This is a genomic window from Paracidovorax citrulli (genome assembly GCF_900100305.1).
GTDB lineage: Bacteria > Pseudomonadota > Gammaproteobacteria > Burkholderiales > Burkholderiaceae_C > Paracidovorax > Paracidovorax citrulli.
This window is the reverse complement of record NZ_FNEY01000009.1, coordinates 66,144-91,066: the sequence shown is the minus strand read 5'-3', so window position 1 is coordinate 91,066 and position 24,923 is coordinate 66,144. Positions and strand designations below refer to the sequence as shown.

At 71.0% G+C, this 24,923-nt stretch carries 17 protein-coding genes and 1 pseudogene; 4 read left to right on the top strand and 14 right to left on the bottom strand.

Features of this window, described 5'->3' with window-relative positions; all coding sequences use genetic code 11:
• Positions 1-9: 9 nt before the first annotated feature.
• The 12 genes from BLR99_RS08450 to BLR99_RS08390 form a co-directional block, all read right to left on the bottom strand.
• Entirely contained in the window at positions 10-729 is a 720-nt protein-coding gene (locus BLR99_RS08450) for a 2-dehydro-3-deoxy-6-phosphogalactonate aldolase (protein ID WP_074687040.1), read from the bottom strand.
• Entirely contained in the window at positions 726-1,778 is a 1,053-nt protein-coding gene (locus BLR99_RS08445; protein ID WP_074687038.1) for a 2-dehydro-3-deoxygalactonokinase, read from the bottom strand. Before BLR99_RS08445 ends, BLR99_RS08450 begins: the two co-directional genes overlap by 4 nt.
• Before the next feature lie 13 nt (positions 1,779-1,791).
• Entirely contained in the window at positions 1,792-2,730 is a 939-nt protein-coding gene (locus BLR99_RS08440) for a dihydrodipicolinate synthase family protein (RefSeq protein ID WP_074687036.1), read from the bottom strand.
• Between the two features lie 194 nt (positions 2,731-2,924).
• On the bottom strand, positions 2,925-4,658 hold the full coding sequence (locus BLR99_RS08430) for an IlvD/Edd family dehydratase (RefSeq protein ID WP_074687032.1): 1,734 nt from the start codon (positions 4,656-4,658) through the stop codon (positions 2,925-2,927).
• 53 nt (positions 4,659-4,711) lie between these two features.
• Positions 4,712-5,728 (bottom strand): galactofuranose ABC transporter, permease protein YjfF, encoded by a 1,017-nt coding sequence (gene yjfF / locus BLR99_RS08425; protein ID WP_011795363.1) that lies wholly within the window; start codon positions 5,726-5,728, stop codon positions 4,712-4,714.
• The gene (locus tag BLR99_RS08420; RefSeq protein WP_074687030.1) at positions 5,725-6,780 is read right to left on the bottom strand and encodes an ABC transporter permease; all 1,056 of its coding nucleotides are present in this window, start codon (positions 6,778-6,780) and stop codon (positions 5,725-5,727) included. Before BLR99_RS08420 ends, yjfF begins: the two co-directional genes overlap by 4 nt.
• On the bottom strand, positions 6,773-8,332 hold the full coding sequence (locus tag BLR99_RS08415) for a sugar ABC transporter ATP-binding protein (protein ID WP_074687028.1): 1,560 nt from the start codon (positions 8,330-8,332) through the stop codon (positions 6,773-6,775). The genes BLR99_RS08420 and BLR99_RS08415 overlap by 8 nt, the downstream gene beginning before the upstream one ends.
• 34 nt (positions 8,333-8,366) lie before the next feature.
• Complete coding sequence (gene mmsB, locus BLR99_RS08410; RefSeq protein WP_074687026.1) at positions 8,367-9,599, bottom strand: multiple monosaccharide ABC transporter permease; 1,233 nt, start codon at positions 9,597-9,599, stop codon at positions 8,367-8,369.
• A gap of 1 nt (position 9,600) precedes the next feature.
• A complete protein-coding gene (gene mmsA / locus BLR99_RS08405; protein ID WP_074687065.1) occupies positions 9,601-11,118 on the bottom strand; it encodes a multiple monosaccharide ABC transporter ATP-binding protein in 1,518 nt (505 codons plus the stop codon).
• Positions 11,119-11,230: 112 nt separating this feature from the next.
• Positions 11,231-12,301, bottom strand: coding sequence for a multiple monosaccharide ABC transporter substrate-binding protein (chvE, locus tag BLR99_RS08400; RefSeq protein WP_074687024.1), 1,071 nt, complete (start codon positions 12,299-12,301; stop codon positions 11,231-11,233).
• A gap of 45 nt (positions 12,302-12,346) precedes the next feature.
• Complete coding sequence (locus tag BLR99_RS08395; RefSeq protein ID WP_011795369.1) at positions 12,347-13,315, bottom strand: ABC transporter substrate-binding protein; 969 nt, start codon at positions 13,313-13,315, stop codon at positions 12,347-12,349.
• Positions 13,316-13,360: 45 nt separating this feature from the next.
• On the bottom strand, positions 13,361-14,812 hold the full coding sequence (locus BLR99_RS08390) for an aldehyde dehydrogenase family protein (RefSeq protein ID WP_017439077.1): 1,452 nt from the start codon (positions 14,810-14,812) through the stop codon (positions 13,361-13,363).
• A gap of 106 nt (positions 14,813-14,918) precedes the next feature.
• On the opposite strand from BLR99_RS08390, the gene BLR99_RS08385 reads away from it, so the two are divergent.
• Positions 14,919-15,881 carry a LysR family transcriptional regulator gene (locus tag BLR99_RS08385; RefSeq protein WP_074687022.1) on the top strand — a complete coding sequence of 321 codons (963 nt, stop codon included), beginning with the start codon at positions 14,919-14,921 and terminating at the stop codon, positions 15,879-15,881.
• Positions 15,882-16,067: 186 nt separating this feature from the next.
• On the opposite strand, the gene BLR99_RS08380 is transcribed toward BLR99_RS08385, so the two are convergent.
• On the bottom strand, positions 16,068-16,883 hold the full coding sequence (locus BLR99_RS08380; RefSeq protein ID WP_074687020.1) for an SDR family NAD(P)-dependent oxidoreductase: 816 nt from the start codon (positions 16,881-16,883) through the stop codon (positions 16,068-16,070).
• A gap of 122 nt (positions 16,884-17,005) precedes the next feature.
• On the opposite strand from BLR99_RS08380, the gene BLR99_RS08375 reads away from it, so the two are divergent.
• The gene (locus BLR99_RS08375) at positions 17,006-17,968 is read left to right on the top strand and encodes an SMP-30/gluconolactonase/LRE family protein (RefSeq protein WP_083369972.1); all 963 of its coding nucleotides are present in this window, start codon (positions 17,006-17,008) and stop codon (positions 17,966-17,968) included.
• Between the two features lie 17 nt (positions 17,969-17,985).
• Positions 17,986-19,056 (top strand): aldose 1-epimerase, encoded by a 1,071-nt coding sequence (locus BLR99_RS08370; protein ID WP_074687017.1) that lies wholly within the window; start codon positions 17,986-17,988, stop codon positions 19,054-19,056.
• Between the two features lie 128 nt (positions 19,057-19,184).
• Here BLR99_RS08370 and xopZ read toward each other — a convergent pair.
• Positions 19,185-23,084: pseudogene (xopZ, locus tag BLR99_RS23725) on the bottom strand (XopZ family type III secretion system effector); the annotation flags it as partial.
• 265 nt (positions 23,085-23,349) lie between these two features.
• Here xopZ and gshA point away from each other — a divergent pair.
• Positions 23,350-24,906 carry a glutamate--cysteine ligase gene (gshA, locus tag BLR99_RS08365; protein WP_048857381.1) on the top strand — a complete coding sequence of 519 codons (1,557 nt, stop codon included), beginning with the start codon at positions 23,350-23,352 and terminating at the stop codon, positions 24,904-24,906.
• Positions 24,907-24,923 lie beyond the last annotated feature (17 nt).

Here is a 24,923-nt window from a genome sequence, read left to right as displayed (position 1 = left end):
GGGGAAATGTCAGGAAACGGTGGCTGCGTCGGGAGAGGAACGGGTGGCCGCGGCGGCCGGCGCGGCGCCCTGTCCGCAGGTGCGGGCCATGCCGTAGGCGTCGTGCCAGGCCTGGATGAAGGCGACGGCCTTGCGGGCCACGTCGGCCGCGCTGTTGCCGGGGCGGTAGAGGGCCGAGCCCAGGCCGAAGCCGCTGGCCCCCGCCGCCGCATAGGGCGCGATGCTTTCCGGCGCGATGCCGCCGACGGGCGCCAGCGCCACGCTGTGCGGGATCACCGCGCGCCAGGCCTTGAGCACGGCGGGCGGAAGCGCTTCCGCCGGGAAGAGCTTGAGCAGGTTGGCGCCGGCGGCCAGCGCGGCATAGGCCTCGGTCAGCGTCGCCACGCCGGGCGCGCAGGCCAGGCCGGCCGCGCGCGCGGCGCGGATCACGGCCGGGTCGCTGTGCGGCATGACGATGATCTGCCCGCCGGCCCCGGCCACGTCGGCGCAGTCCTGCGCGGAGAGCACCGTGCCTGCGCCGACCACGCAGTCGGCGGGCAGGGCGTCCCGCAGGGCGCGGATGCTGGCCAGCGGCTCGGGGGAATTGAGCGGCACCTCGATGATGCGCAAGCCCGCGTCGTACAGGGCCTGGCCGATAGGTGCGGCCTCATGGGGCTGGATGCCGCGCAGGATGGCGATGAGGCCGCAGCGCTGCAGGGCGTGGAACAGGGTGTGGTCGATGGTGGTCATGCGGCAAGGCTTTCTGCGGATGAAGGTTGCGGCGCGTCCGGGGCCGGCAGGCCGGCGGCCCGGGCGATCTGCCAGAGACCGGTGGGGGTGGCCTGGGCGGCGATGGCGGGCTCGGCGAAGCCCTGCAGCCGCAGGGCCAGCGCGTAGCGGCGGCACAGGTCCGGCTCGCCGCAGAGCAGCGGCTGGACGGGCGCCGCGGCGCTGCCCGGCGGGTGCACCCGGGCGAGGGCGGCGACCTCGTGCCCGATGAGCAGGCCCGAGAGGTAGTCGGCCTGGGCGCTGGCGGGCAGCACGCCCGTGAGCCCCAGGGTCCGGGTGCTGAAGATGTGCGAGAGCAGGCCCAGGCCGGCGTCGCTGCCGCACGCCACTTCCAGGCCACGCAGGAAGGCGGCGTCTTGGGGCGCGGCGCCGTCCTGCGCGCCCGCCGGGGCCATGGTCCGGCCCAGGATGGTGTGGCCGCGCAGCGCGGCGAACACCTCGCCCGTCATGAAGGTGTGGAAGCCCTCGATGCCGCCGCGCTGCGCCACCACCCACTTGCTGTGGGAGCCGGGCAGGCCGACCAGCCAGGGGCCCGCGTCTTCGGCGGGCCGCAGGGCCAGCACGCCCAGCACCTGGGTCTCTTCGCCGCGCATCACGTTGGGGAGGTCCCCGGGCTGCAGCAGGCCGGGCACGATGTGCAGCGGCTGGCCGCCGGGGCGTTCCACCCGGGTCAGCCCTTGCGCCAGCGCATCGAGCGAGGCGGGCGTGTGCAGGTAGCGCGCCTCGCGCCAGCCCTGGGCACTGCCCACCATGCCGCAGGCGAGCAGCGGAAGGTGCGGCGCGGCAGCCAGCCAGTCGCCGCAGGCGTCCTGCAGGGCGCGCTCGAAGGCCGCGTCCGTGCCGGCGTCTGTGCCCGCGGGCGCGGGCGGCAGGTGCATGATGCCCCAGGGCCGGTGGCGCAACTCCAGTACGCGGCCCCCGTCGCCCAGGCGGTAGGCGCGCAGCGAACTGGTGCCCCAGTCGAGGGCGACGAGGCGGGTGGCCTGGAGGTCGGCGGCGTGGTCGTCCATGGCGGCAGCCGGCTCAGCGGGCCCAGCGCAGCACCAGCGGGTCGAGCCGGCGCGCGATGTCGATCAGGCCGCGGCGCACCTCGGGGTGCATGGGCGGGAACGGGTGGCGGCCGGCCTCGCAGGCGATCACGCCGCCTTCCTTCATCAGCGCCTTGGCGGTGAGGATGCCGCCCTGGCGGTTCTCGTGGTTGATGAGCGGCAGCCAGCGCTGGTAGAGCGCGAAGGCCTGGTCCCTGTCGCCCTGGCGGTGGGCCTCGATGATGGGGCGGATGCCATCCGGGAAGGCGCCGCCCGTCATCGCGCCCGTGGCGCCCGCGTCCAGGTCGGCCAGCAGGGTGATGGCTTCCTCGCCGTCCCACGGCCCTTCGATGGCATCGCCGCCCAGGCGGATCAGCTCGCGCAGCTTGCTGGCGGCACCGGGGGTCTCGATCTTGAAGTAGGCCAGGTGCTCGATCTCCTGCGCCATGCGGGCGAGGAAGGGGGCGGACAGCACGGTGCCGCTGGCCGGTGCGTCCTGCACCATGATGGGAATGTCGATGGCGTCGGATACGCGGGCATAGAACTCGTGGATCTGCGCCTCGGGCACGCGGAAGGTGGCGCCGTGGTAGGGCGGCATCACCATCACCATGGCCGCGCCCATGTCCTGCGCGGCGCGGCTGCGCTCGGCGCACACGCGGGTGCCGTAGTGCGTGGTGGTGACGATCACCGGCACCCGGCCCGCGACGTGCTCCAGCGACGTGCGCGTGAGGATCTCGCGCTCGGCGTCCGACAGCGAGAACTGCTCGGAGAAGTTGGCCAGGATGCACAGGCCATCGACGCCGGCGTCGATCATGAAATCCAGGCAGCGCTTCTGGCTTTCCAGATCGAGGCTGCCGTCCTCGTGGAACGTGGTCGGCACGACCGGGAAGATGCCGCGGTAGCGTGGATTCAGGGCAGAGTGTTTTGGGGGCATAAGGTCACGAAGTCATGGTTGAAGTCAGGCCTGCTCGGCGTCTCGCTTGGAGCACAGCCCCGGCAACTGGCGCGGCCCAAGGCCAGTGCAGCCGCGCAAGGGCCGCCCCGCCGCGCCGGCTGCGTCCCCCTGCCCGCAACGCGCAGCGTTGCGAGAGCGGGGGGAAGGCGCGCAGCGCCTCAGGGGGGTGTCCATCAGTGTGAATGGCGGGGTACGGCGGCGCCACGGCACCCCACCAGGAAATCGAAGTCGCAGCCTTCGTCGGCCTGCAGCACGTGATCGACGTACAGGCGCTGGTACCCGCCGCGGCCGCCATGGTCGGTGGCGGCCAGTTCGGCCAGGCGCGAGGCCAGTTCCTCGTCACTGATGTCCAGGTGCAGGCGCCCCTGTTCGCAGTCCAGCTCGATGAAGTCGCCGTCGCGCACGGCGGCCAGCGGCCCGCCGGCCGCGGCCTCGGGCGCCACGTGCAGCACCACGGTGCCGTAGGCGGTGCCGCTCATGCGCGCGTCGGAGATGCGGACCATGTCCTTCACGCCCTGCCGCAGCAGCTTGGGCGGCAGGCCCATGTTGCCCACCTCGGCCATGCCGGGGTAGCCCTTGGGGCCGCAGTTCTTCATGACCATCACGCAGCTGGCGTCGATGTCCAGGTCCTCATCGACGATGCGCTCCTTGTAGTGCTCCAGGTTCTCGAACACCACGGCGCGGCCCCGGTGCCGGAGCAGCTCGGGCGTGGCGGCCGAAGGCTTGAGCACCGCGCCGCGCGGCGCCAGGTTGCCGCGCAGGATGCAGATGCCGCCATCCGCGATCAGCGGGTTGTCCAGCGGGCGGATCACCTCGTCGTTGTACTGGGGCGCGTCGCGCACGTTGTCCCACAGGCTCCTGCCGTTCACGGTGAGCGCGTCGGGGTGGGGCAGCAGGCCGTTCTCGCCCAGGCGGCGCAGCACGGCGGGCAGGCCGCCCGCGTAGTAGAACTCCTCCATCAGGAAGCGGCCCGAGGGCTGCAGGTCCACCAGCGTGGGCGTGCCGCGCCCGATGCGGGTCCAGTCCTCCAGGTCGAGCTGCACGCCGATGCGGCCGGCGATCGCCTTCAGGTGGATGACGGCATTGGTCGAGCCGCCGATGGCGGCGTTGGTGCGGATGGCGTTCTCGAAGGCTTCGCGCGTCAGGATCTTCGAGAGCGTGAGCCCTTCGTGCGCCATCTCGACGATGCGCTTGCCGGACATGTGCGCCAGCACGTAGCGGCGCGCGTCCACCGCGGGAATCGCGGCGTTGTGCGGCAGCGAGGTGCCCAGCGATTCGGCCATGCAGGCCATGGTGCTGGCCGTGCCCATGGTGTTGCAGGTGCCGGCCGAGCGCGACATGCCGCCTTCGGCCGCGAGGAACTGGTGCAACTCGATCTCGCCCGCCTTCAGGGATTCGTGCAGCTGCCACACGGCCGTGCCCGAGCCGATGTCCTTGCCGGCCAGCTTGCCGTTGAGCATGGGCCCGCCCGTGACCACGATGGCCGGCACGTCGCAGCTGGCCGCGCCCATCAGCAGCGCGGGCGTGGTCTTGTCGCAGCCCGTGAGCAGCACGACGGCGTCGATCGGGTTGCCGCGGATGGCTTCTTCCACATCCATGCTGGCCAGGTTGCGCGTGAGCATGGCGGTGGGGCGCAGGTTGGATTCGCCGTTGGAGAACACCGGGAATTCGACCGGGAAGCCGCCCGCTTCGTAGATGCCGCGCTTGACGTGCTCGGCGATCTTGCGGAAGTGCGCGTTGCAGGGCGTGAGTTCGGACCAGGTGTTGCAGATGCCGATGATCGGGCGGCCGTCGAACTCATGGTCGGGGATGCCCTGGTTCTTCATCCAGCTGCGGTACATGAAGCCGTTCTTGTCGGCCGTGCCGAACCATTCGGTGGAGCGGAGTTTGCGCGGAGGGGTGGTCATCGTGGGAGCTCGGGAGGGATGCGGGAAAGGAAAGCGAAAAGGGCGGGGTCGGGTCAGCGCCGCCGGCCGGAGCGGCGCGTGAGCAGGCGTTGCAGCAGGCAGAAGACGAACAGCAGCACGCCGACGGCGATGCGCGTCCACCACGAACTGAGCGTGCCGTCGAAGGAGATGAGCGTCTGGATGATTCCGAGCATCAGCACGCCGAAGAGCGTGCCGGCCACGTAGCCCACGCCGCCCGTGAGCAGGGTGCCGCCGATGACGACGGCGGCGATGGCGTCCAGCTCCATGCCCACGGCGTGCAGCCCGTAGCCCGAGAGCATGTAGAAGGTGAACACCACGCCGGCCAGTGCCGAGCAGAAGCCCGAAAGCGTATAGACCCCCACCAGCGTGGAGCGCACCGGCAGGCCCATCAGCACGGCCGAGTGCTCGCTGCCGCCCACGGCATAGACCGCGCGGCCGAACGGCGTGCAGTGCGCGATGAAGACGCCGGCCAGCACCACGGCGATGGCGATCAGCGCACCCGGCGAGATCGAGGCGGTTTCGGACAGCTGCAGGCGCCACTGCGCGAGTTCCGAATAGCCTTCGTGCGTGATGCTGATCGAGTCGATGCTGATGAGGTAGCACAGGCCCCGCGCGAGGAACATGCCGGCCAGCGTCACGATGAAGGGCTGCAGCCGGAAGCGCTCGATCAGGAAGCCCATGAACGCGCCGAAGCAGGTGCCCATCAGCAGCACCACGGGCACGGCCGCCGCGGGGCTCCAGCCGTGGCGCTCCACCAGCGACGCGAACACCATGGTGGTCAGCGCGACCACGGCGCCCACCGACAGGTCGATGCCGCCCGAGAGGATGACGAAGGTCATGCCCACGGCGACGATGATCAGGAAGGCGTTGTCGATCAGCAGGTTGAGGAACACCTGGGCCGAGAAAAAGCCCGTGTAGCGCACCGAGCCGAGCGTGGCCATGGCCACGAAGAGCGCGATGGTGGCGGCCAGCGGCAGGTACCTGGCGTTCAGGCGCGGGCCGCGCGTGGCGGGCGCCGTGGCCGCGGCCGGGGTCATGACGGCGCTCATGGCAGGGCCCTCCCGGCGGCGGGGCGGCGCGCGAGCAGGCCCACCTGGGCGCGGAACTCGGGCGACTGCAGCAGCATGACGACGAACACCACCACCGCCTTGACCACGAGGTTCACCTCGGGCGGCACGCCCAGCGAATAGATGGCGTAGGTCAGCGTCTGGATGATGAGCGCGCCGATCACGCTGCCCGCGAGGCTGAAGCGCCCGCCGGTGAGCGCCGTGCCGCCGAGCGTCACGGCCAGGATGGCGTCCAGCTCCATCAGCTGGCCGGCGTTGTTGCCGTCCGCGCTCTTCACGTTGGAGCTGATGAGCAGGCCCGCGATGCCTGCGCACGCGCCGCAGAACACGTAGGCCGCCATGATGAGCCGCCCCGCCTGCACGCCGGCCACCCGCGCCGCCGTGGGATTGACGCCCACGGCCTGGATGAACAGGCCCAGCGCCGTGCGCGTGATGGCGAGGTGGAGTACGGCGAACACCGCCGCCGCCACGAAGAGCGAGAACGGCAGCCCGGCCAGATAGCCCCCGCCGATGAAGAAGTAGGGGGTGTAGTAGATGGTGATGATCTGCCCGTCGGTGATGAGCTGGGCGATGCCCCGGCCCGCCACCATCAGGATCAGCGTGGCGATGATGGGCTGCATGCCCACCCTGGCCACCAGCACGCCGTTCCAGACGCCGCACAGCAGCGCGACACCCAGTGCGCCCAGGATGGCCACCGGCAGCGGAAAGCGGCTTTCGGTGGCCGACACCGATCCGCCGATCAGCCAGGCGGCCACGGCCGCGGCGATGGCCACCGTGGCACCCACCGAGATGTCGATGCCGCGCGTGGCGATCACCAGGGTCATGCCCAGCGACACCAGCACCAGGGGCGCGGCGCGGTTGAGGATGTCGATCAGGCTGCCGTAGAAATGCCCGTCGCGCCATTCGATGTGCAGGAAGCCCGGGTTGAAGGCCGCATTGATCGCCAGCAGGAGCAGCAGCGTGATCACCGGCCAGGCCAGGCGGTGGCGCAGCAGCGCGGCGGGTGCGAAGGGGGAGGGGCGGTATTCAGGCATGCGCGTGATCCGCGATAAGGCTGAAGATGTCGTCTTCGCTGCTGCCGGCGGGCAGCTCGCCCACCTTGTGGCGGTCGCGCAGCACCACGATGCGGTGGGCCACGCGCACCACCTCGCTCATTTCCGAGGAGATGAAGAGCACGGCCATGCCGGCCCGCGCGAGGCGCAGGATCTGGTCCATGATTTCCTGCTTGGCGGCCACGTCGATGCCGCGCGTGGGCTCGTCGAGGATCAGCAGGCGCGGCTCGGTCGCCAGCCAGCGCGCCAGGATGGCCTTCTGCTGGTTGCCACCCGACAGCAGGCCGATGGGCGTTTCCACGCTGGCGGTCTTGATGCCCAGCAGCTGCACGTAGCGCTCCGCCAGCGCGGCCTGTTCGCTGCGCGGCAGGAATTTGCCCACGCCCATGCGTGCCTGCAGCGCCAGCGCGATGTTCTCGCGCACCGAGAGTTCGGCCACGATGCCGTCGGTCTTGCGCTCTTCGGGGCACAGGGCCAGGCCCTGCCGGATGGCGTCCATGGGGTTGGAGAAGGCCACCGCGCGGCCGTCGATGCGCAGCATGCCGCGGTCGGGCTGCTCCAGCCCGAACAGCAGGCGCGCCAGCTCGGTGCGGCCCGAGCCCAGCAGTCCGGCCAGCCCGACCACTTCACCGGGGCGGATCTGCAGGTCCAGCGGCTGCAGCTGCCCGGCCTGGCCCAGGCCTTCGGCCTGCAGCAGCGCGGGCGCCTGCGTGCCGGTGTCCTGCGGCGCCTGGGCGCTGGCGGCCTGCGCGGCCAGTTCGCGGCCCAGCATGGCGGCGATCAGCGCCTGCGGGCCCAGGTCCTTCGCCAGCCATTCGCCCACCCAGGCGCCGTTGCGCAGCACGGTGATGCGGTCCGACACGGCATAGACCTGGTTCAGGAAGTGCGTCACGAAAACGATGGACAGGCCCTCGGCGCGCAGGCGGCGCAGCACCTCGAAGAGCTTCCTCACCTCGTCGTCGTCCAGGCTGGACGTGGGTTCGTCCAGGATCAGCACGCGCGCGTCGATGCTGAGTGCCCGGGCGATCGCCACCAGCTGCTGCACCGCGACGGGAAAGTCCGACAGCAGGCGCGCCACGTCGATGTCGAGGCCGATGCGGGCGACCAGCTCGGCCGCGCGCCGGTGCATCCGCGCCCAGTCGATGCGCCAGCCCTGCGCCAGCCCGTGGCGCGGGTAGCGGCCCGCGAAGATGTTCTCGGCCACCGAGAGGTTGGGGCAGAGGTTGACCTCCTGATAGACCGTGCTGATGCCCAGGCGCCGGGCGGCCAGGGGCGAGTCGGGCCACACCGGCTGGCCGGCCAGCCGCATCTGGCCGCCGCTGGCCTTGAGCACGCCCGTGAGCACCTTGATGAGGGTGGATTTGCCCGCGCCGTTCTGCCCCATCAGCGCGTGGATCTCGCCGGGATAAAGCCGCAGCTGCACGTCCTGCAGCACCGGCACGCCGGAGAACTGCTTGCGGATGCCCGCCAGTTCCAGCACGGGCGCTGCGCTGGGTGCCGGAGCGGTGGCGGAGGCATTCATGGGCGAGGTCATGTTGTCTGTGCTGCGCGGGCGGACCTGGGGGAGGTCAGGCCTTGTTCTTGTGATAGACGTCCACCAGCACGGCGGCCAGCAGCACCACCCCCTTGATGACCTGCTGGTAGTCGATGCCGATGCCGAGGATCGACATGCCGTTGTTCATCACGCCCATGATGAAAGCGCCGATCACCGCGCCCATGACCTTGCCCACGCCGCCCGAGGCCGAGGCCCCGCCGATGAAGCAGGCCGCGATCACGTCCAGCTCGAAGCCCAGGCCGGCCTTGGGCGTGGCGGTGTTCAGCCGGGCCGCGAACACCAGGCCCGCGAGCGCCGCCAGCACGCCCATGTTCACGAAGGCGTAGAACGACAGGCGCTCGGTCTTGATGCCCGAGAGCCTGGCGGCCTTCTCGTTGCCGCCCATGGCGTAGATGCGGCGGCCGATGGTGGTGCGGCTGGCGACGAAGTCGAACAGCACGATCAGCAGCGCCATCACGATCAGCACGTTGGGCAGGCCCTTGTACGAGGCCAGCAGGTAGCTGAGATACACGAGCAGCGCGGTGAACACCGCATTGCGGGCGATGAAGAAGGCGGCGGGCTCCACCTGCACGCCGTGGCGCACGCGGTTGGCCCGGGCGCGGATGCCCGCCACCACCAGGGCGGCGGCCACGGCCGTGCCCAGCAGCAGCGAGGTCACTTTCAGGCCCTGCATGCCGAACACGTCGGGAATGAATCCGGAACTCAGGCGCTGGAAGGATTCCGGGAACGGCCCCACGGACTGCCCGGCCAGCAGCGCCAGCGCCAGGCCCTTGAAGACCAGCATGCCGGCCAGGGTGACGATGAAGGACGGAATGCGCGAGAACGCCACGAACCAGCCCTGCAGCCCGCCGATGAGGCCGCCGCACAGCAGGCAGACCAGCGTGGCGGGAACGAAGTGCCACTGGTACTGCACCATGAGCACGGCCGCCAGCGCGCCGATGAAGCCGCTCACCGATCCCACCGACAGGTCGATGTGGCCGGCCACGATCACCAGCAGCATGCCCAGCGCCATGATGACGATGTAGCTGTTCTGCAGCAGCAGGTTGGTGAGGTTCAGCGGCTCCATCAGGGTGCCGTCGGTCATGTACTGGAAGAAGCCCATGATGGCGACCAGCGTGATGAGCATGCCGTACTCGCGCAGGTGGTGGCGGGCGTGCTCCAGGGGCGAGCGGCCGGTGCGCGCGGGCTGGGCGGAGGAGGAGGCGGCGGGGGCGGAGGTATTGGGCGTGGAGGTCATGGAAGACATGTCAGTGGGCTTTCACGATGGCGCTCATGATCTTTTCCTGCGATGCCTGGGCCGTGGGCATCTCTGCGACGAAGCGGCCTTCGTTCATCACGTAGAGGCGGTCGGTGATGCCCAGCAGCTCGGGCATCTCCGAGGAGATCACGATCACGCACTTGCCTTCGGCGGCCAGCTGCGCGATGAGGGTGTAGATCTCGTACTTGGCACCCACGTCGATGCCGCGCGTGGGCTCGTCGAGGATGAGGACTTCGGGGCGGGTGAAGAGCCATTTGCCCAGCACCACCTTCTGCTGATTGCCGCCCGAGAGGTTGAGCGTCTTCTGGTCCACGCCGGAGGAGCGGATGCGCAGCTGCTCGCGGAAACCCTGGGCCACCGCGTGTTCGCGGCCGCTGTCGATCACGCCGGCCGAGGAGACGCCCTCCAGGTGGGCCAGCGAGATGTTGAACCGGATGTCCTCGTTCAGCACCAGGCCGTTGCCCTTGCGGTCTTCGGTCACGTAGGCCAGGCCGTGGCGCACGGCCTTCTCCACGGTGCCGACGTCGATGGGCTGCCCATCGAGCAGCACCTCGCCGCTGATGCGCCGACCCCAGGAGCGGCCGAAGAGGCTCATGGCCAGCTCGGTGCGGCCGGAGCCCATCAGGCCGGCGATGCCGACGATTTCGCCGCGCCGCACCTGCAGGTCGATGCCCTTGAGGAAGGGCGCCTCGGGCCGCTGCGGGTGGTAGGCCTGCCAGCCGCGCACCTCGAAGGCCACCGGGCCGATGCCGGGCGTGCGCGGCGGATAGCGGTCGGCCATCTCGCGCCCGACCATGGCCTGGATCACGCGGTCCTCGCTGACGGGCGCGGCGCGGCAGTCCATGGTTTCCACCGTGCTGCCGTCGCGCAGCACGGTGACGGAGTCGGCCACGCGCGAAATCTCGTTGAGCTTGTGCGAGATCAGGATGCAGGTGATGCCCTGGCCCTTGAGTTCCAGCAGCAGGTCCAGCAGGGCCTGGCTGTCGTTCTCGTTCAGGCTGGCGGTGGGCTCGTCCAGGATCAGCAGGCGCACCTGGCGCGACAGCGCCTTGGCGATCTCCACCAGCTGCTGCTTGCCCACGCCCAGCTGGCCCACCAGGGCCTCGGGCGACTCGTGGAGGCCCACCTTGCGCAGCAGCGCCTGCGTCCTGTCGTGCGCCTCCATCCAGTCGATGACGCCGTGGCGGGCGGTCTCGTTGCCCAGGAAGATGTTCTCGGCGATGGACAGCAGGGGCACCAGGGCCAGTTCCTGGTGGATGATGATGATGCCCAGGTGCTCGCTGTCGCGTATGCCCGCGAACCGGCGCTCCTCGCCGTCGAAGACGATTTCGCCGCTGTAGCTGCCGTGCGGATAGACGCCGGACAGCACTTTCATCAGCGTGGATTTGCCCGCGCCGTTCTCGCCCACGATGGCGTGGATCTCTCCGGCCTGCACGCGCAGGTCCACCCGGTCCAGGGCCACCACCCCGGGGAAGGTCTTGCGGATGTTCCGCATCTCTAGAAGCATGGTCTCGGTGTCCGTTGGCGTCGCTGGCGTGCCCCCGCGCCCGGCCTGCAAGGCCCGGGGCGGCGGCATGTGGCTCGGGAAGCGCGGCCCGCGGCGGGCCGCGCGCGGCGGATCACTTGATCTGCGATTCCTTGTAGTAGCCGCTGTCCACCAGCACCTTCTTCCAGTTCGACTGGTCCACCAGCACCGGCTTGAGCAGGTGGGAGGGCACGACCTTCACGCCGTTGTTGTAGGTCTTGGTGTCGTTGATCTCGGGCTGCTTGCCCGACAGCACCGCGTCCACCATGTCGGCCGCCACCTTGGCGAGCTCACGCGTGTCCTTGAACACGGTGGATGTCTGCTCGCCCTTCAGGATGGACTTGACCGAAGGCACCTCGGCGTCCTGGCCGGTCACGATCGGGCAGGGCTGCTGGGCGGTGCAGTAGCCCACGCCCTTGAGCGACGAAAGGATGCCAATGGAGATCCCGTCGTACGGCGAAAGCACCGCGTCCACCTTCTCCTTGCCGTAGTAGGCCGAGAGCAGGTTGTCCATGCGGGCCTGGGCGGTCGCGCCGTCCCAGCGCAGGGTGCCGACCTTGTTCATCCCGGTCTGCTTGCTGCGCACCACCAGCTTGCCGCTGTCGATGTAGGGCTGCAGCACGCTCATCGCGCCGTCGTAGAAGAAGAAGGCGTTGTTGTCGTCGGGCGAGCCGCCGAAGAGTTCGATGTTGAACGGGCCCTTGCCCTGCTTGAGGCCCAGCTTGTCCACGATGGACTGCGCCTGCAGCACCCCGACCTGGAAGTTGTCGAAGGTGGCGTAGTAATCGACGTTCTTCGAACCCTTGATGAGGCGGTCGTAGGCGATGACCTTCACGCCCTTGTCCGCCGCGCTCTGCAGCACGCGCGAGAGCGTGGTGCCGTCGATGGAGGCGATCACGAGCACCTTCGCGCCCTTGGTCACCATGTTCTCGATCTGGGCGAGCTGGTTGGGGATGTCGTCTTCCGCGTACTGCAGGTCGGTCTTGTAGCCGCGCTCCTTGAGCACTTTGGCCATGTTGTCGCCGTCGGCGATCCAGCGGGCCGAGGACTTGGTGGGCATGGAAATGCCGATGCTGCCCTTGTCCGCGGCATGCGCCAGCGGCAGGGTGCCGAGGGCGGCCAGGGCGAGGGCGGCGGCAGTGGTTTTCAGAAAGGTTCGCTTCACGGGAGTCTCCTGGTTTTTATCGCTGTGCGAGAGGGGGAGGGGGAGTCAGTACTTGCGCTTGGGGAATTCCTGGGCCGCGGTCTCCATCGGGAAGATGCCTTCTTCCGTCACGATGCGCTTGGGCACCGTCTTGCCGGCCTTGATGTCCTTGACGGCCGCCATCAGCTGCGGGCCCAGCAGGGGGCTGCATTCCACGGTCACGTTGAGCTTGCCGGCCATCATGGCCTCGAACGCGCCCTTGACGGCATCGATGGAGATGATGGTGATGTCCTTGCCGGGCTTGAGGCCGGCCTCCTCGATGGCCTGGATCGCGCCGATGGCCATGTCGTCGTTGTGCGCGTAGAGCACGTTGATCTTCCTGCCCTCGGCCTTCAGGAAGGCTTCCATCACTTCCTTGCCCTTGGCGCGGGTGAAGTCGCCGGTCTGCGAGCGGATGATCTTGAACTTCGGGTCTGCCTTCACGACTTCCTCGAAGCCCTTCTTGCGGTCGATGGCCGGGGCCGAGCCCACGGTGCCCTGCAGCTCGACGATGTTCACGTCGCCCTTGGCGTCCTTCATCTTCTCGACCAGCCAGCGGCCGGCCTTGCGGCCTTCTTCCACGAAGTCAGAGCCCATGAAGGTGACGTAGAGCGACGTGTCCTTGGTGTTGACGGCGCGGTCGGTGAGCACCACGGGGATCTTCGCGGCCTTGGCCTCGCGCAGCACCGGCTCCCAGCCCGATTCCACGACGGGCGAGAACGCGATCACGTCCACGCGCTGGGCGATGAAGGAGCGGATGGCCTTGATCTGGTTCTCCTGCTTCTGCTGCGCGTCGGAGAACTTCAGCTCGATCCCGGCGTCCCTGGCCGCCGACTTGATCGATTCGGTGTTCGCGGTGCGCCACTCGCTCTCCGCGCCGACCTGGCTGAAGCCCAGCACGATGGGCTTTTGCGCCCACGCGGCCGCGGGCAGCAGGGCGGCCACGGGCGCGCAGGCCAGGGCCGTGGCCAGCGTGCGTCGGGTCAGTTTCGTCATCGTTGTCTCCTGTGTTTATGGTCGGGATGAAGAGAAAGGGGGGCTTCAGGCCAGCATGTAGCCCGTGCGGACCGTGGTGTGGAACTCCGCGGCGTGGAGGCCCCGTTCGCGCAGGCCGTGGCCCGGCTCCCGGCGCTCGCCGGAGGGCGCGTGGAAGTGCGCACCGGCCGTGGGCAGGTTCACCATGGTCGTGCCCGCCCGGGCGTGCCGCTTGAAATGCATGGCGTGCTTCAGCGACGTGGTGCAGATGCCCGCGCACAGGCCGCGGGGCGTGTCGTTGGCGAGCGCCAGGGCGTGTTCGTAATCGTCCGCGCGCAGCACGCAGGCCACCGGGCCGAACATCTCCTCGCGGGCGATCCGGTGCTCGGGGCGCGCGGTGAAAAGCGCCGGGCCCAGGTAGTGGCCCGGCGTGGGGCGCTCGATGCGATCGCCGCCGAAGACGTGTTCCGCGCCGTCCTGCCGGGCGGCCGCGATCTGCTCCAGGCAATGCGCCAGGTGCCGCTCGTCCACCACGGGCCCCATGGCCGTGCCGCGTTCCAGCGCGTGACCCACCCGCAGGCTCGACAGCCGCTGGCGCAGGCGTGCCACGAAGTCGTCGTGCACGCGGGCCTCGACCACGATGCGGCTGGAGGCCCTGCAGTGCTGTCCGGCGGAGCCGTAGGCGCCCTGCAGCGCGCAGTCCGCGGCCTGGTCCAGGTCGGCGTCGGCCAGCACCACCAGCGGGTTCCTGCCGCCCAGCTCCAGCTGCACCCTGGCGCCGCGCGCTGCCACCGAGCGCAGGATGCGCGCGCCGATCGGTCCCGAGCCGGTGAAGCTCAGGGCATCGACCAGGGGATGGTCCACCAGGGTCTGGCCGACTTCGCGGCCGCTGCCCATGACGAGGTTGAACGCGCCCGCCGGCAGGCCGCTGCGGGCGATGATCTCGGCCAGCGCCCAGCCGCAGGCCGGCACCCGTTCGGCCGGCTTGAACACCACCGTATTGCCGAAGGCCAGGGCCGGCGCGATCTTCCACGCGGGAATGGCGAAGGGGAAATTCCAGGCCGCGATCACGCCGACCACGCCCACCGGTTCGCGCGTCACCTCCACCTGCATGCCCTGGTGCATCGACGCCATCAGCTCGCCGGGGATGCGCAGCGCCTCCCCCGCGAAGAACTTGAAGATGTGGCCGCTGCGGACCACTTCCGCCACCGCCTCGGGCAGCGGCTTGCCCTCTTCGCGGGCCAGCAGCGTGCCCAGCTCTTCCTTGCGGGCCAGCAATTCGCTGCCCACGAGGTCCAGCACGTCCGCGCGCCGCTGGGGGGCGCTGCGGCTCCAGTGGCGAAGGGCATCCGCAGCGGCCCGCACGGCCTGGCCCGCCTGGTTGCGGTCGGCGCGGGCGTATTCGGCCACCACTTCACGGGTGTCGGACGGATTGACGCTCACCCCGGTGGTGGTGCCGATCTCCCAGCGCCCATTGATAAGGTGCCGGGGCGTCTGCTGCATGTCGCCAAGCTTCATGGGCCCTCTTTGCTACGGTTGCGCTGCAGTCTATGGAGGTTTTTTATATCAATCCAATAGTTTTTTGGACAAAATAGATATCAATCCCGGCATTCAGGAAAACCCCATGAGCACCTACAACCACTGGTTCATCCGCGCGCGCCTCAAGACGCGGCAGCTGCTGCTGCTGGTGGCCCTGGCCGAGGAGGGCAACATCCACCGCGCGGCCCAGGTGCTCAGCATGACGCAGCCGGCTGCCTCCAAGCTGCTCAAGGACCTGGAAGACGTGCTGGAGGTGCCGCTGTTCGAGCGCCTGCCCCGCGGCATGCGGCCCACCTGGTATGGCGAAACCATGATCCGCCATGCGCGCATGGCGCTGGCGAGCCTCAACCAGGCCCATGACGAGATCGGCGCGCTGAAGACGGGGCACTACGGCCAGGTGGGCATCGGCGCCATCACCTCGCCGGGCCTGAGCCTGCTGCCGGCGGCGGTGGCGCTGGTGAAGCAGCAGCACCCGAGCCTGCGCATCTCGCTGGAGATCGAGACCAGCCCGGTGCTGCTGGAGCGCCTGGAGCAGGGCCGGATCGACATCATGGTGGGGCGTGTGCTCGCCGTGCCGGAAACCGGCCACCTGCGCTACGAGACGCTGACGGACGAGCCGGTCTGCGCCGTCACCCGTCCCGGCCATCCGCTGTCGGGCATGAGCGGCCTGACGCTGCGGGACGTGCTCTCGGCCAGCTGGATCGTGCCGCCCGCCGGCAGCGTGCTGCGGCACCGCTTCGACCTGATGTTCCAGCAGGAAGGGCTGTCCCCGCCCACGGACATCGTGGAAACCTCCGCGCTGCTGTTCACCACCCGCATGCTGCAGCAGAGCGAGATGATCGGGGTGGTCGGCGCGGACGTGGCCCACTATTACGCGGCCCACGGCATCGTCACCGTGCTGCCCATCGCCATGCCCTGCCACATGGACGCCTTCGGCATCGTCACCCGCACCGACCGCCTGCTGTCGCCCGCCGCCAAGGTGATGATGAAGGCGCTCAAGCAGACCAGCCTCGTGCAGTACGGCCGCAAGCTGGAGATGGACGAGTAGGCCGCGGCCCCCGATGAAGGCCCACGCGGATGTGCGCTGTGCCACGGCCTCTGCACAGGCACGGCCCCGCCAGCAACCGCCGCGCAAGGGCCGCCCCGCCGCGCTGGCGGTGTCCCCCTTCCCGCCGGGCGCAGCCCGGCGAGAGAAAGGGGGAAGGCGCGCAAGCGCCTCAGGGGGTTGCCTCCATCAGACCCATCCAGCGTCCACCTTGAACTCCTGCGCGGTGCACATCGCGGCGTCGTCGGAGCCCAGGAACAGCACCATGCGCGCGATGTCGCGCGGCTGCAGCTTGTCGGGCAGGCACTGGTTGCGCGCGAGTTCCCGCTCGCCCTCGGCGTCGAGCCACAGCCGGATCTGGCGCTCGGTCATCACCCAGCCGGGGGACACGGTGTTGATGCGGATGCGGTCCTGGCCCAGCGTGCGCGCCAGGCCCCGGGTGAGCCCGTTCACCGACGACTTGGCGATCGCATAGCAGGGGTAGCCCGACCCCTTGCCCTGCCAGCCGGTGGAGCCGAGGTTGACGATGGAGCCGCCGCCGAGCCGGCGCATGCCCGGCACCACCGCCTGGATCGCGAAGAAGGCCGGGCGCTCGTTGATCGCCATGCGTTCGTCATAGTACTCGGGGGTGACGGACTCCAGCGTGTGGCGGTCGTCGCTGGCCACGTTGTTGACCAGCACGGAGACATCGCCCAGCTCGGCCGCGGCATCGCGCAGGGCGGCGCGCAGGGCATCGATGTCGCGCACGTCGCACTCGCGCCACCAGGGGCGCGGCAGGCCCGCGGCCTCCATGTCGCGGACCAGCTGCCCGCTGGCCTCGCGGGCCACGTCCACGAACGCCACGCGCGCGCCCTGCTCGGCGAAGGCCGTGACGATGGCGGCGCCGATCCCGCTGCCGCCACCCGTCACGAACACCACGCGTCCGCGCAGGCTGGGAAACACCGACAGGGCTCCGGACGGCGAGGCGCCGGCGCCGGAAGAAGGAACGGGTGAAATCTGAGACATATAAATTTCAGTATCGATTGATAGAAAAAATAATGGTTACGTGCATCAATTTGCGTTGATAAGATCCGCCGCGTCAAGAGGCCCGCGACAGACGGGCGCTGAAACAACGTCTGGAGACGCGCATGAATCCTCCCGAGATGCCTTCCGGCACCCCGCCGGCCGTGTCCTGGCCCGCCCCCGCGACCGGCGCGGCGCGCTGCGTGCGGCCCATGGCCTCCCAGCTGGGCGAGGGCCTGCTGTGGTCGGAGCGCGAACAGGCGCTGTACTGGGTGGACATCCTCGCCCGCGAACTGCACCGCTGGGACCCCGCAGGCGGCGCGCACCGCTGCTGGACCTTCGAGGAGGAAATCTCCGCGCTGGCCGAGCGCGCCGCGGCGCCCGGCCTCGTCGTCACCCTGCGCCGCGGCTTCGCGCTGTTCGACCCGGCCGCCGACACCACGCCGCGCTACCTGCACCAGCCCGAACCGGAGCGCGCCGGCAACCGCTTCAACGACGGCAAGTGCGATGCGCAGGGGCGCTTCTGGGCCGGATCGATGGACTTCGGCTGCGAGGCACCCACCGGCGCGCTCTACCGCTTCGATCCCGATGGCCGCTGCACGCGGCACGACGACGGCTTCGCCGTGACCAATGGCCCGGCCTGGTCCCACGCCGGGGCTGCGGGCGGGACGCGGGCGCCGGCCATGTTCTTCAACGCCACCGCCGAGGCCTGCACCTACCGCTACGACTTCGACCCCGGCACGGGAGCGCTGTCGAACCGGACGCTGTGGAAGCGCTGGTCCGCAGAAGACGGGCTGCCCGACGGCATGACCACCGATGCGCAGGGGCGGCTGTGGATCGCTCACTGGGGCGGCGCATGCGTGACCTGCCACGATCCCGCGAGCGCCGCCGAACTGTGCCGCGTCCCCCTGCCGGTGAGCCAGGTCACCACCTGCGCCTTCGGCGGCCCCGATCTGCGCACGCTCTTCGTCATCTCCGCCCGCGTGGGCCTGTCGGATGCCCGGCTGGTGGCCGAGCCCCTGGCCGGATCGCTCTTCGCCGTCTCCGTGGACGGCCCCGGCCTGCCGGCCCATCGCTTCGGCGGCTGACCTCCTGGAGACGCCCCATGAACGAGACCTTCCATCCCGTCACCTGGCTGCACCATGCCGGCCAGCACCTGGGCCTCGTGCCGTCGCTGGGCGGCAGCGTGGCGGCCTGGCAGATCGACGGCCCCGACGGCCGCCGCGCCGACCTGTGGCGCTGCTGGGACGGCCGCACGGCCGATCTCTACCGCATGGCCTCGTTCGCCATGGTGCCCTGGTCCAACCGCATCAGCTGCGGCGGGTTCTTCCATGCGGGGCGCTTCCGTCCGATGCAGCCCAACCGCGCGGGCGAGCCGTACCCCATCCACGGCGACGGCTGGCTGCAGCCCTGGAGCCTGCACCAGCCGGCTCCGGACACCCTGGAGATGGCCCTGCACTCGGACCGCTTCCAGGGCAACCCCTACCACTACGAATGCGTGCAGACCTTCCGCCTGGTGCCGGGCGGGCTGGACCAGAGCGTGGTGGTGCGCCACCTGGGCTCCGAGCCGCTGCCCTACGGGCTGGGCCTGCATCCCTGGTTCCCGCGCACGCCGGACACGCGCATCTCCGCTCCCGTGCAGGGCGTGTGGCTCAGCGGCAGCGATCCGCTGCCCACGCGCCACACCGAGTGGTTCCCCGAGGGCTGGAACCTCAACGGCGGCATATCGGCCCACGGCGGCCTGATCGACAACGCCTACACCGGATGGGGCGGCACGGCGCGCATCGCCTGGCCCGAGCGCGGCCTGCAGCTCACGGCGCGCATGCCGGACTTCGTGAAGGACGGCGGGGCCGGGCGCCACTTCTGCCTGGTGTACCGGCCGCCCGAAGGACCGGCCTTCTGCTTCGAGCCCATCACCCAGCCCATCGACGCCTTCCACCAGCCGGGGCAGCCGGGCCTGCGCGTGCTGGAGCGCGGGCAGGAGTTCGCGCTGCGCGTGCAATGGCGCTACGGCCTGCTCGACGATGCGCTGGCTGGAGGCGCCCCGCCGTCCGGCCGCGCGGCGGCGCCCGTGGCAGGGCCCTTTGCGGGGGCAGGGGCGGGGGCCGGGGGCCGCAGCGGCGACCCGGGGGCGGTACGGAAAGAGTCCAGGCTCGCTTCCGACGCCGAGGCATAGCGGCTGCTGCCGGCTTCGGCGCCCGCCGCAGCACGGTCCGCCGCGCCGCTCTCCTGGCCCTGCGCTCCCGGTTCCCAGGTTCTCGTGGCCTGGATGCGCTGGCCCGGCTCGCGCCGGGGCACGGGTTCGTAGAGGATCCACTGCCCGACCGTGCGCATGGCTTCCGCGCTGCGGTTGTTCTGGTGCTTGAGGAAGAAATCCAGGCCGCGTTCGTCCTGCAGCTTGGCCTTCTCGCGCAGCAGCAGCAGGGTGGGTTCCCACATGGCCTCGTTCTGCAGGAAGTCGTCGAAGGCCGCGTCCTCGGCCCGCGCGCCGTCCTCGTCGCCCGCGGCGCGGGCCAGCGCGGCCAGGGCGCGGTGCGTGTCCAGCAGCGGCGCGGCAGGTGCGCGCATCGCCTTGTCCGCGAACATGGCGGCGAAGCCGTTGCCCTGCGCGAACGTCCGCGTCTGCTCCATGAAATGCGACAGCTGGATGTCCGCCAGCAGGTGGTGCAGGGGCTCCTCCACGTCGCTGCCCAGCTTGCCGGTGCCGTAATGCGCCCAGCCGTCCCATTCCGCGTGCACATGGCGCTCGAATTCCGCGAAGCGCGAGTAGTCCGTGGCACGGTCGCTGCGCACCGGGTCGATCTCGTCGCCGAAGAGAAAGAGCGTGCAGAAATTCGTCGTGGCATGGTTGGCCACCTCCACCCCGTAACCCGCGTCGAGCGTGCCCAGCCCGGCGCTGGCACGCTGGACGGTGCGGGCGCCGTCGGTGCGCAGTGCCTCCGCGAACTGCACGCTGGCCGTGGCGCGGGCCGCGACCTCCGTCCGGGCGGAGGCGGTCGCGTCGCGGTAGATGGTGGTCATGTAGCCCGCGACGGTGGTGGCGGTGCGGCCATTGTCCTGGCGCGTTTTCACGCCCAGGCCGGCCGCTACCCCGGCACGGCGGCCCCGGCCCGCGACCTCGCCCACGCGCAGGCCCGCGCTGGCGGACACATTGGTTTCCGTCCCGGCACCGGAGCGCTGCGCTCCGTCGATCAGGCCCGCGCTCAGTTCCGGGTGGTGGGCCAGCAGTTCGCGCAGCCAGTCGTGGCGTGCCGGCGCGCCGTCGGGGCCCGGAGCCGCCAGGCGGAGCAGGTGCTCGTAGGCATCCAGGAACTCCACGTTCAATTCCGGTTCCCGGCCCTTGCCCAGCCGCGGCAGCCGCAGCTGGATGCCGTTTTCCAGGCCGCGCTCGCCGCGCCAGCGCCAGTCGGCGGCGACGGTGGCGCCCAGCGCCGCCTGGTCGGTGCCGAGCTTCGCGGCGTAGCCGGTGTTCGCGCCCGCGCCCACCTGCACCTGGTCCGTGCGCTGTTCCCCGATCTGCAGGTACATCCCGGTACGCCCCATGTAGAACTCCATGACGGAGTCGCGGTTGCGCTGCGCGCCGGCGATCAGGCGCACGCCCATGCCGAACAGGGAGGTTCCCAGCGCTATGGCAGCGGACAGCGGCCCTGCGTTCAGGCCCCAGGCCTGCTGCCCGATCAGGCGCAGGCGATCGCGCCACTCGAGCTGGCCGATCATGTCCCGAGTCAGGTCCAGCAGGGCCTGCGCATGCGTGGCCTTCCCGGGATCGCCATCGCGCAGCAATCGCGTGGCCTCCTGCACGCTGGCGCGGAACTGCGCGCCCTGGCGCAGCGCATAGCCGTGCCAGGACACGGGCGCGCCGCCGGGCGGCGGCGGTGGTGGCGGAGAGGACGGCTCGCCCGCATCCTCCGGCAGCGCCTCTGCCAGCAGTGCCAGCGCCTCGGCCGCGGTGTGCGGGCGGCGCTCGAGCCGCTGCCAGGCGGCCTCCAGCAGGGGCACGCTCTCCTGCGACATGCCCGACGGCGGCACGCCCTGGCCGCGCGCCGTGCGCTCGAAATGCGCCCGCAGTTCCGCCGCGCGCGCCGCGATGCGTTCGCGCGCGGGGGCATCGACCACCAGCGTGGCGCGGTCCGTGCCTTCGGGCGCCCATTGCACCGTCTCCGCCAGGGCCTGCCAGGCGCATTCCGCGGTGCTGGGCAGCCGGCCCGGCGGCCTGCCCGCACGCCATCCGCCCAGCATGTCCGTGAGCTGGCCGGCGGCTTTTTCCAGGGCCGCGTCCGCCCGGCGCCGCGGCGTGGGCAAGGCCGTGGCACCGCCCACCTCCAGCGCCTGGGGCAGGGAGCGCAGCGCATTGGGCTGCCCGCCGAATGCCTGAGGCCGCGCGCCGTGCCGCGAGAGATCGTGCAGGGCGTCGGCCAGCCGCTGCAGATGGCCGTTGGCCCGGTCGTAGGCCGAGCCCGGCGCGTTGCTCTCGTAGCCGTTGCGCAGCGCGTGGTAGGCCGCCCGTTCGTCCACCGTGCAGGCGGCCAGCGCCTTGGCGGGCTCCGCGGCATGCAGGGCCTGGCGGGCGGCGTGGCGCGCGTGGCCCAGCCAGGTGCGCAGCGCGGTGTCGTCCGGCGCGGCCTGGCGCAGCAGGGCATCCGCGCGCAGCGCCAGGCGCGCGGCCGCCAGGCGCTCCGGGCGCGCGGCCGGACTGCCTTCCGGGCGCATCAGGTGCGACAGCACCTGGAGCCCGCGGGGCACCCGCGCCAGGTGGTCCACCGCGCGTTGCGCCGCGGGCGGCAGTCCCGCCGTGGCGGTCCGGGCCGGCGCCGCTCCGGGAGGCGGCGCCAGATCTTTCCAGTGCAGTTGGCGCAGCGCGTCCAGGGCCTGCCGGGCCTGGGCCGGGTCGCCCCCCGCCGCCACGGCCAGCGCCTTCAGGCCCACCGCCACCACGCCGGCGGCGGGAATGGCCCGGTCGCCGAACAGCGCCGTATCCAGGCCGTCCGCCCAGTCCCGCAGCGCGGCTTTCAATGCCGCGCAGGCGGCGGTTTCCGCGGGCGTGGCGGGCGCGCGCAGGCCGGGCAGCGTGTCGATCTGCCGGCCGGTCAGCTCCGCCTCGCGGGCCTTCAGCGCCGACGAAGCCGCATCGCTGGCAGCCCGGGCGGCATCCCGCGCGGTCTCCAGCGTGGCGCGCCGCTCCTGCAGGCCGCCCAGCAGGGAGCGCAGGTCGGCGGCCTCGTCATCCGCGTCGAACAGGTCGCGGGCCATGGCCAGGGCGGAGTGCTCCAGCCGCTCCAGTTCGGCCTGCACGTCCTGCTTGCGCCGCTCCAAGTCCTGCCGGACGCCGGCGCGGATCGCGTGCAGCGACCGCAACTCGTGCAGATGCTGCCGCAGCGTTGCGGCGTCCTCTCCGGCGTCCGCCCCGGCGCGCGCGGCCATCAGCCTGTCCAGCCTGCCGCGAACGGGTGCCGCCAGCGCCGCCTCGGCCTGGGCGATGCGCCGCTCCAGCGCACCGGCTTCTTCCCGCAGCCGGGCGAGGCTGTCGTCCAGGGCCCGCTGCTGCGCGGAGATGGCGGCCTGCTGCCGGCGCAGCGGCACGGGCCGCTCCGCGGCGTGCGCGATGCGCCGGCCGGCGCGCTGGGCGTCCCCGTCCAGCCGTTCGATGTGCAGTTGCACCAGGTGCTCGAGGGCCGTCGCCTTGCGGACCGCTACGTCTGCCTCGAGCAGGCGCTGCGACGCGGCGAAGGCCCGGGCCTGCGCCGCGCCCACGCTGCGCCATGTGCCCCGGTCGCGCGGGTCGTCCCGCGCGATGGGCCGCGCGCCGGGGGCGGCTGTATTCCGGAAGCGCGTCAGTTCGTCCAGCCCCACGGGTTTGCCGGCCCGCAGCCCGAGCGCAGTTCCGGCCTTGCCCAGGAACTTCCGCAATGCCTTGGTCGCCTTGCGCGGGGCCGTGGCGCCCTGGGAGCCGGCCTGCGCAGCGGCGGCACCCGCGGAACCGGCATCCGCCGCCGCGGGCAGGGGTTCCGCCAGGTATTCGCGCACCCGGCCGGCCAGGCCGGACTGGGGCGCAAGCGCTTCCCTGCGCGCCGCGGCACCGTCGAGCTGGTGCAGTTTGTAGTGGGCCTGCTTGCCGGGCGCGGGATCGCCGGCATGGGCCGCGTTGCGGGCATTGCCGGGGACCAACAGTGACGTGGCGTGGGGGCGCAGGGAGATTTTCGGCATGGCGTCCATCCAGAACAGGGCGTCGTGCGCGATCCCGGCGCAAGGCCCGGGCAGGGGTGGCTGGACGCCGCACGCCAGGGGCATGCGCCGTTGGCTGGCCACGACTCCTGCCATGATGCGAAACCGGCCCTGTACGCGCCGGCGCCCGGCCGAAGCGCTTTCCATCGGCGCGAAGCAGGGACTTGCCCGCGGGCCCGAGCGCGAGCGTTGCCGGCGTGCTAAGTTCCGTCCGACACGGACCAACCGGTAACAAAAAAGACGTACCATGACGAGCCATCTGCAGGAGAGAATCCGCGCGCTGCCAGGCAACCGGCTGGCGGGCATGCGCCGCGGCATCGAGAAGGAGGGCCTGCGCGTGCTGGCCGAGGGCGGGCTGGCGCTCACGCCCCATCCGGCGGCGCTGGGCTCCGCGCTCACGCACCCGCACATCACGACCGACTACAGCGAGTCGCAGATCGAACTCATCACCGGCGCGCGTGGCTCGGTGCGGGAATGCCTCGACGAGCTGACCGAGATCCACCAGTTCGTGCTGCGCACCCTGGCGCAGTCCGGGGAGATGCTGTGGGTATCGAGCATGCCCTGCGGACTGCCCACGGACGAGACCATCCCCCTGGCGCGCTTCGGCTCCTCCAACGTGGGGCGCGCCAAGAGCATCTACCGCATGGGCCTGGGGCACCGCTACGGCCGCCGCATGCAGACCATCTCGGGCATCCACTACAACTGGTCCATGCCCGGCATCGCGAGCGACGAGTATTTCGGGCTGATCCGCAACTTCCGGCGCCAGGCCTTCCTGCTGCTCTACCTCTTCGGCGCATCGCCCGCGCTGTGCGACTGCTTCGTGCAGGGCCGCCAGCACGGCCTGCAGCGCCTGGGGCCGGATTCCCTCTACCTGCCGCACGCCACCTCGCTGCGCATGGGCCGCCTGGGCTACCAGAGCGATGCCCAGGCCACGCTGGCCGTGAGCTACAACGGGCTCGACGGCTATGCCGACTCCCTGCACGAAGCACTGACGCGGCCCTATCCCGCCTACGAGGCGCTGGGCGTGCGCAACCCCGGCGGCGACTACAACCAGCTGGGCACCAGCCTGCTGCAGATCGAGAACGAGTTCTACGGCACCATCCGCCCCAAGCGCACCGTGCGCCCCGGCGAACGCCCCCTGCACGCGCTGCGCGACCGCGGCGTGGAATACGTGGAGGTGCGGCTCATGGACCTCGATCCTTTCGCCCCCGTGGGCATCGAGGCGCCGACCATGCGGCTGCTGGACATGTTCCTGCTGCACTGCCTGCTGTCGGACAGCCCGCCCGACACCCCCGCCGAGATCGCCACCCTCAAGCGCAACCAGCACCTCACGGCCGAGCGCGGCCGCGAGCCCGGGCTGTGCCTGGAGCGTGCCGGCCGCAGCGTGCCGCTGGTGGAGTGGGGCGCCGAGATCCTGGCCGAATGCGCGCCCATCGCCGCCGCGCTGGACGCGGCCCAGGGCACGGATGCGCATGCGCAGGTCCTGCAGGCGGCAAGGAACCTGCTGCGCGAGCCCGATGCCACGCCGTCCGCCCGCGTGCTCGCGCGCATGGCCGGCGGCCACGGCCAGAGCTTCCTGGGCTTCACGCTCGCGCAGTCCCGTGCTTCCCGCGACACCCTGCTGCAGCAGCCCTGGGCCGGTGAGCAGCAGGCACGCTACGAGCGCGTGGCCGCCGGGTCGCTGGCAGAGCAGAAGGCCATCGAGGCCGCCGACACGCTGGACTTCGAGAGCTGGCGCAAGCGCTACATGGCCATCGGCGCGGCCTCGTCCCTGGCGGACGCGCCGCTCGCGCAGACCGTATAGGCCTGTTGCATAGGCTT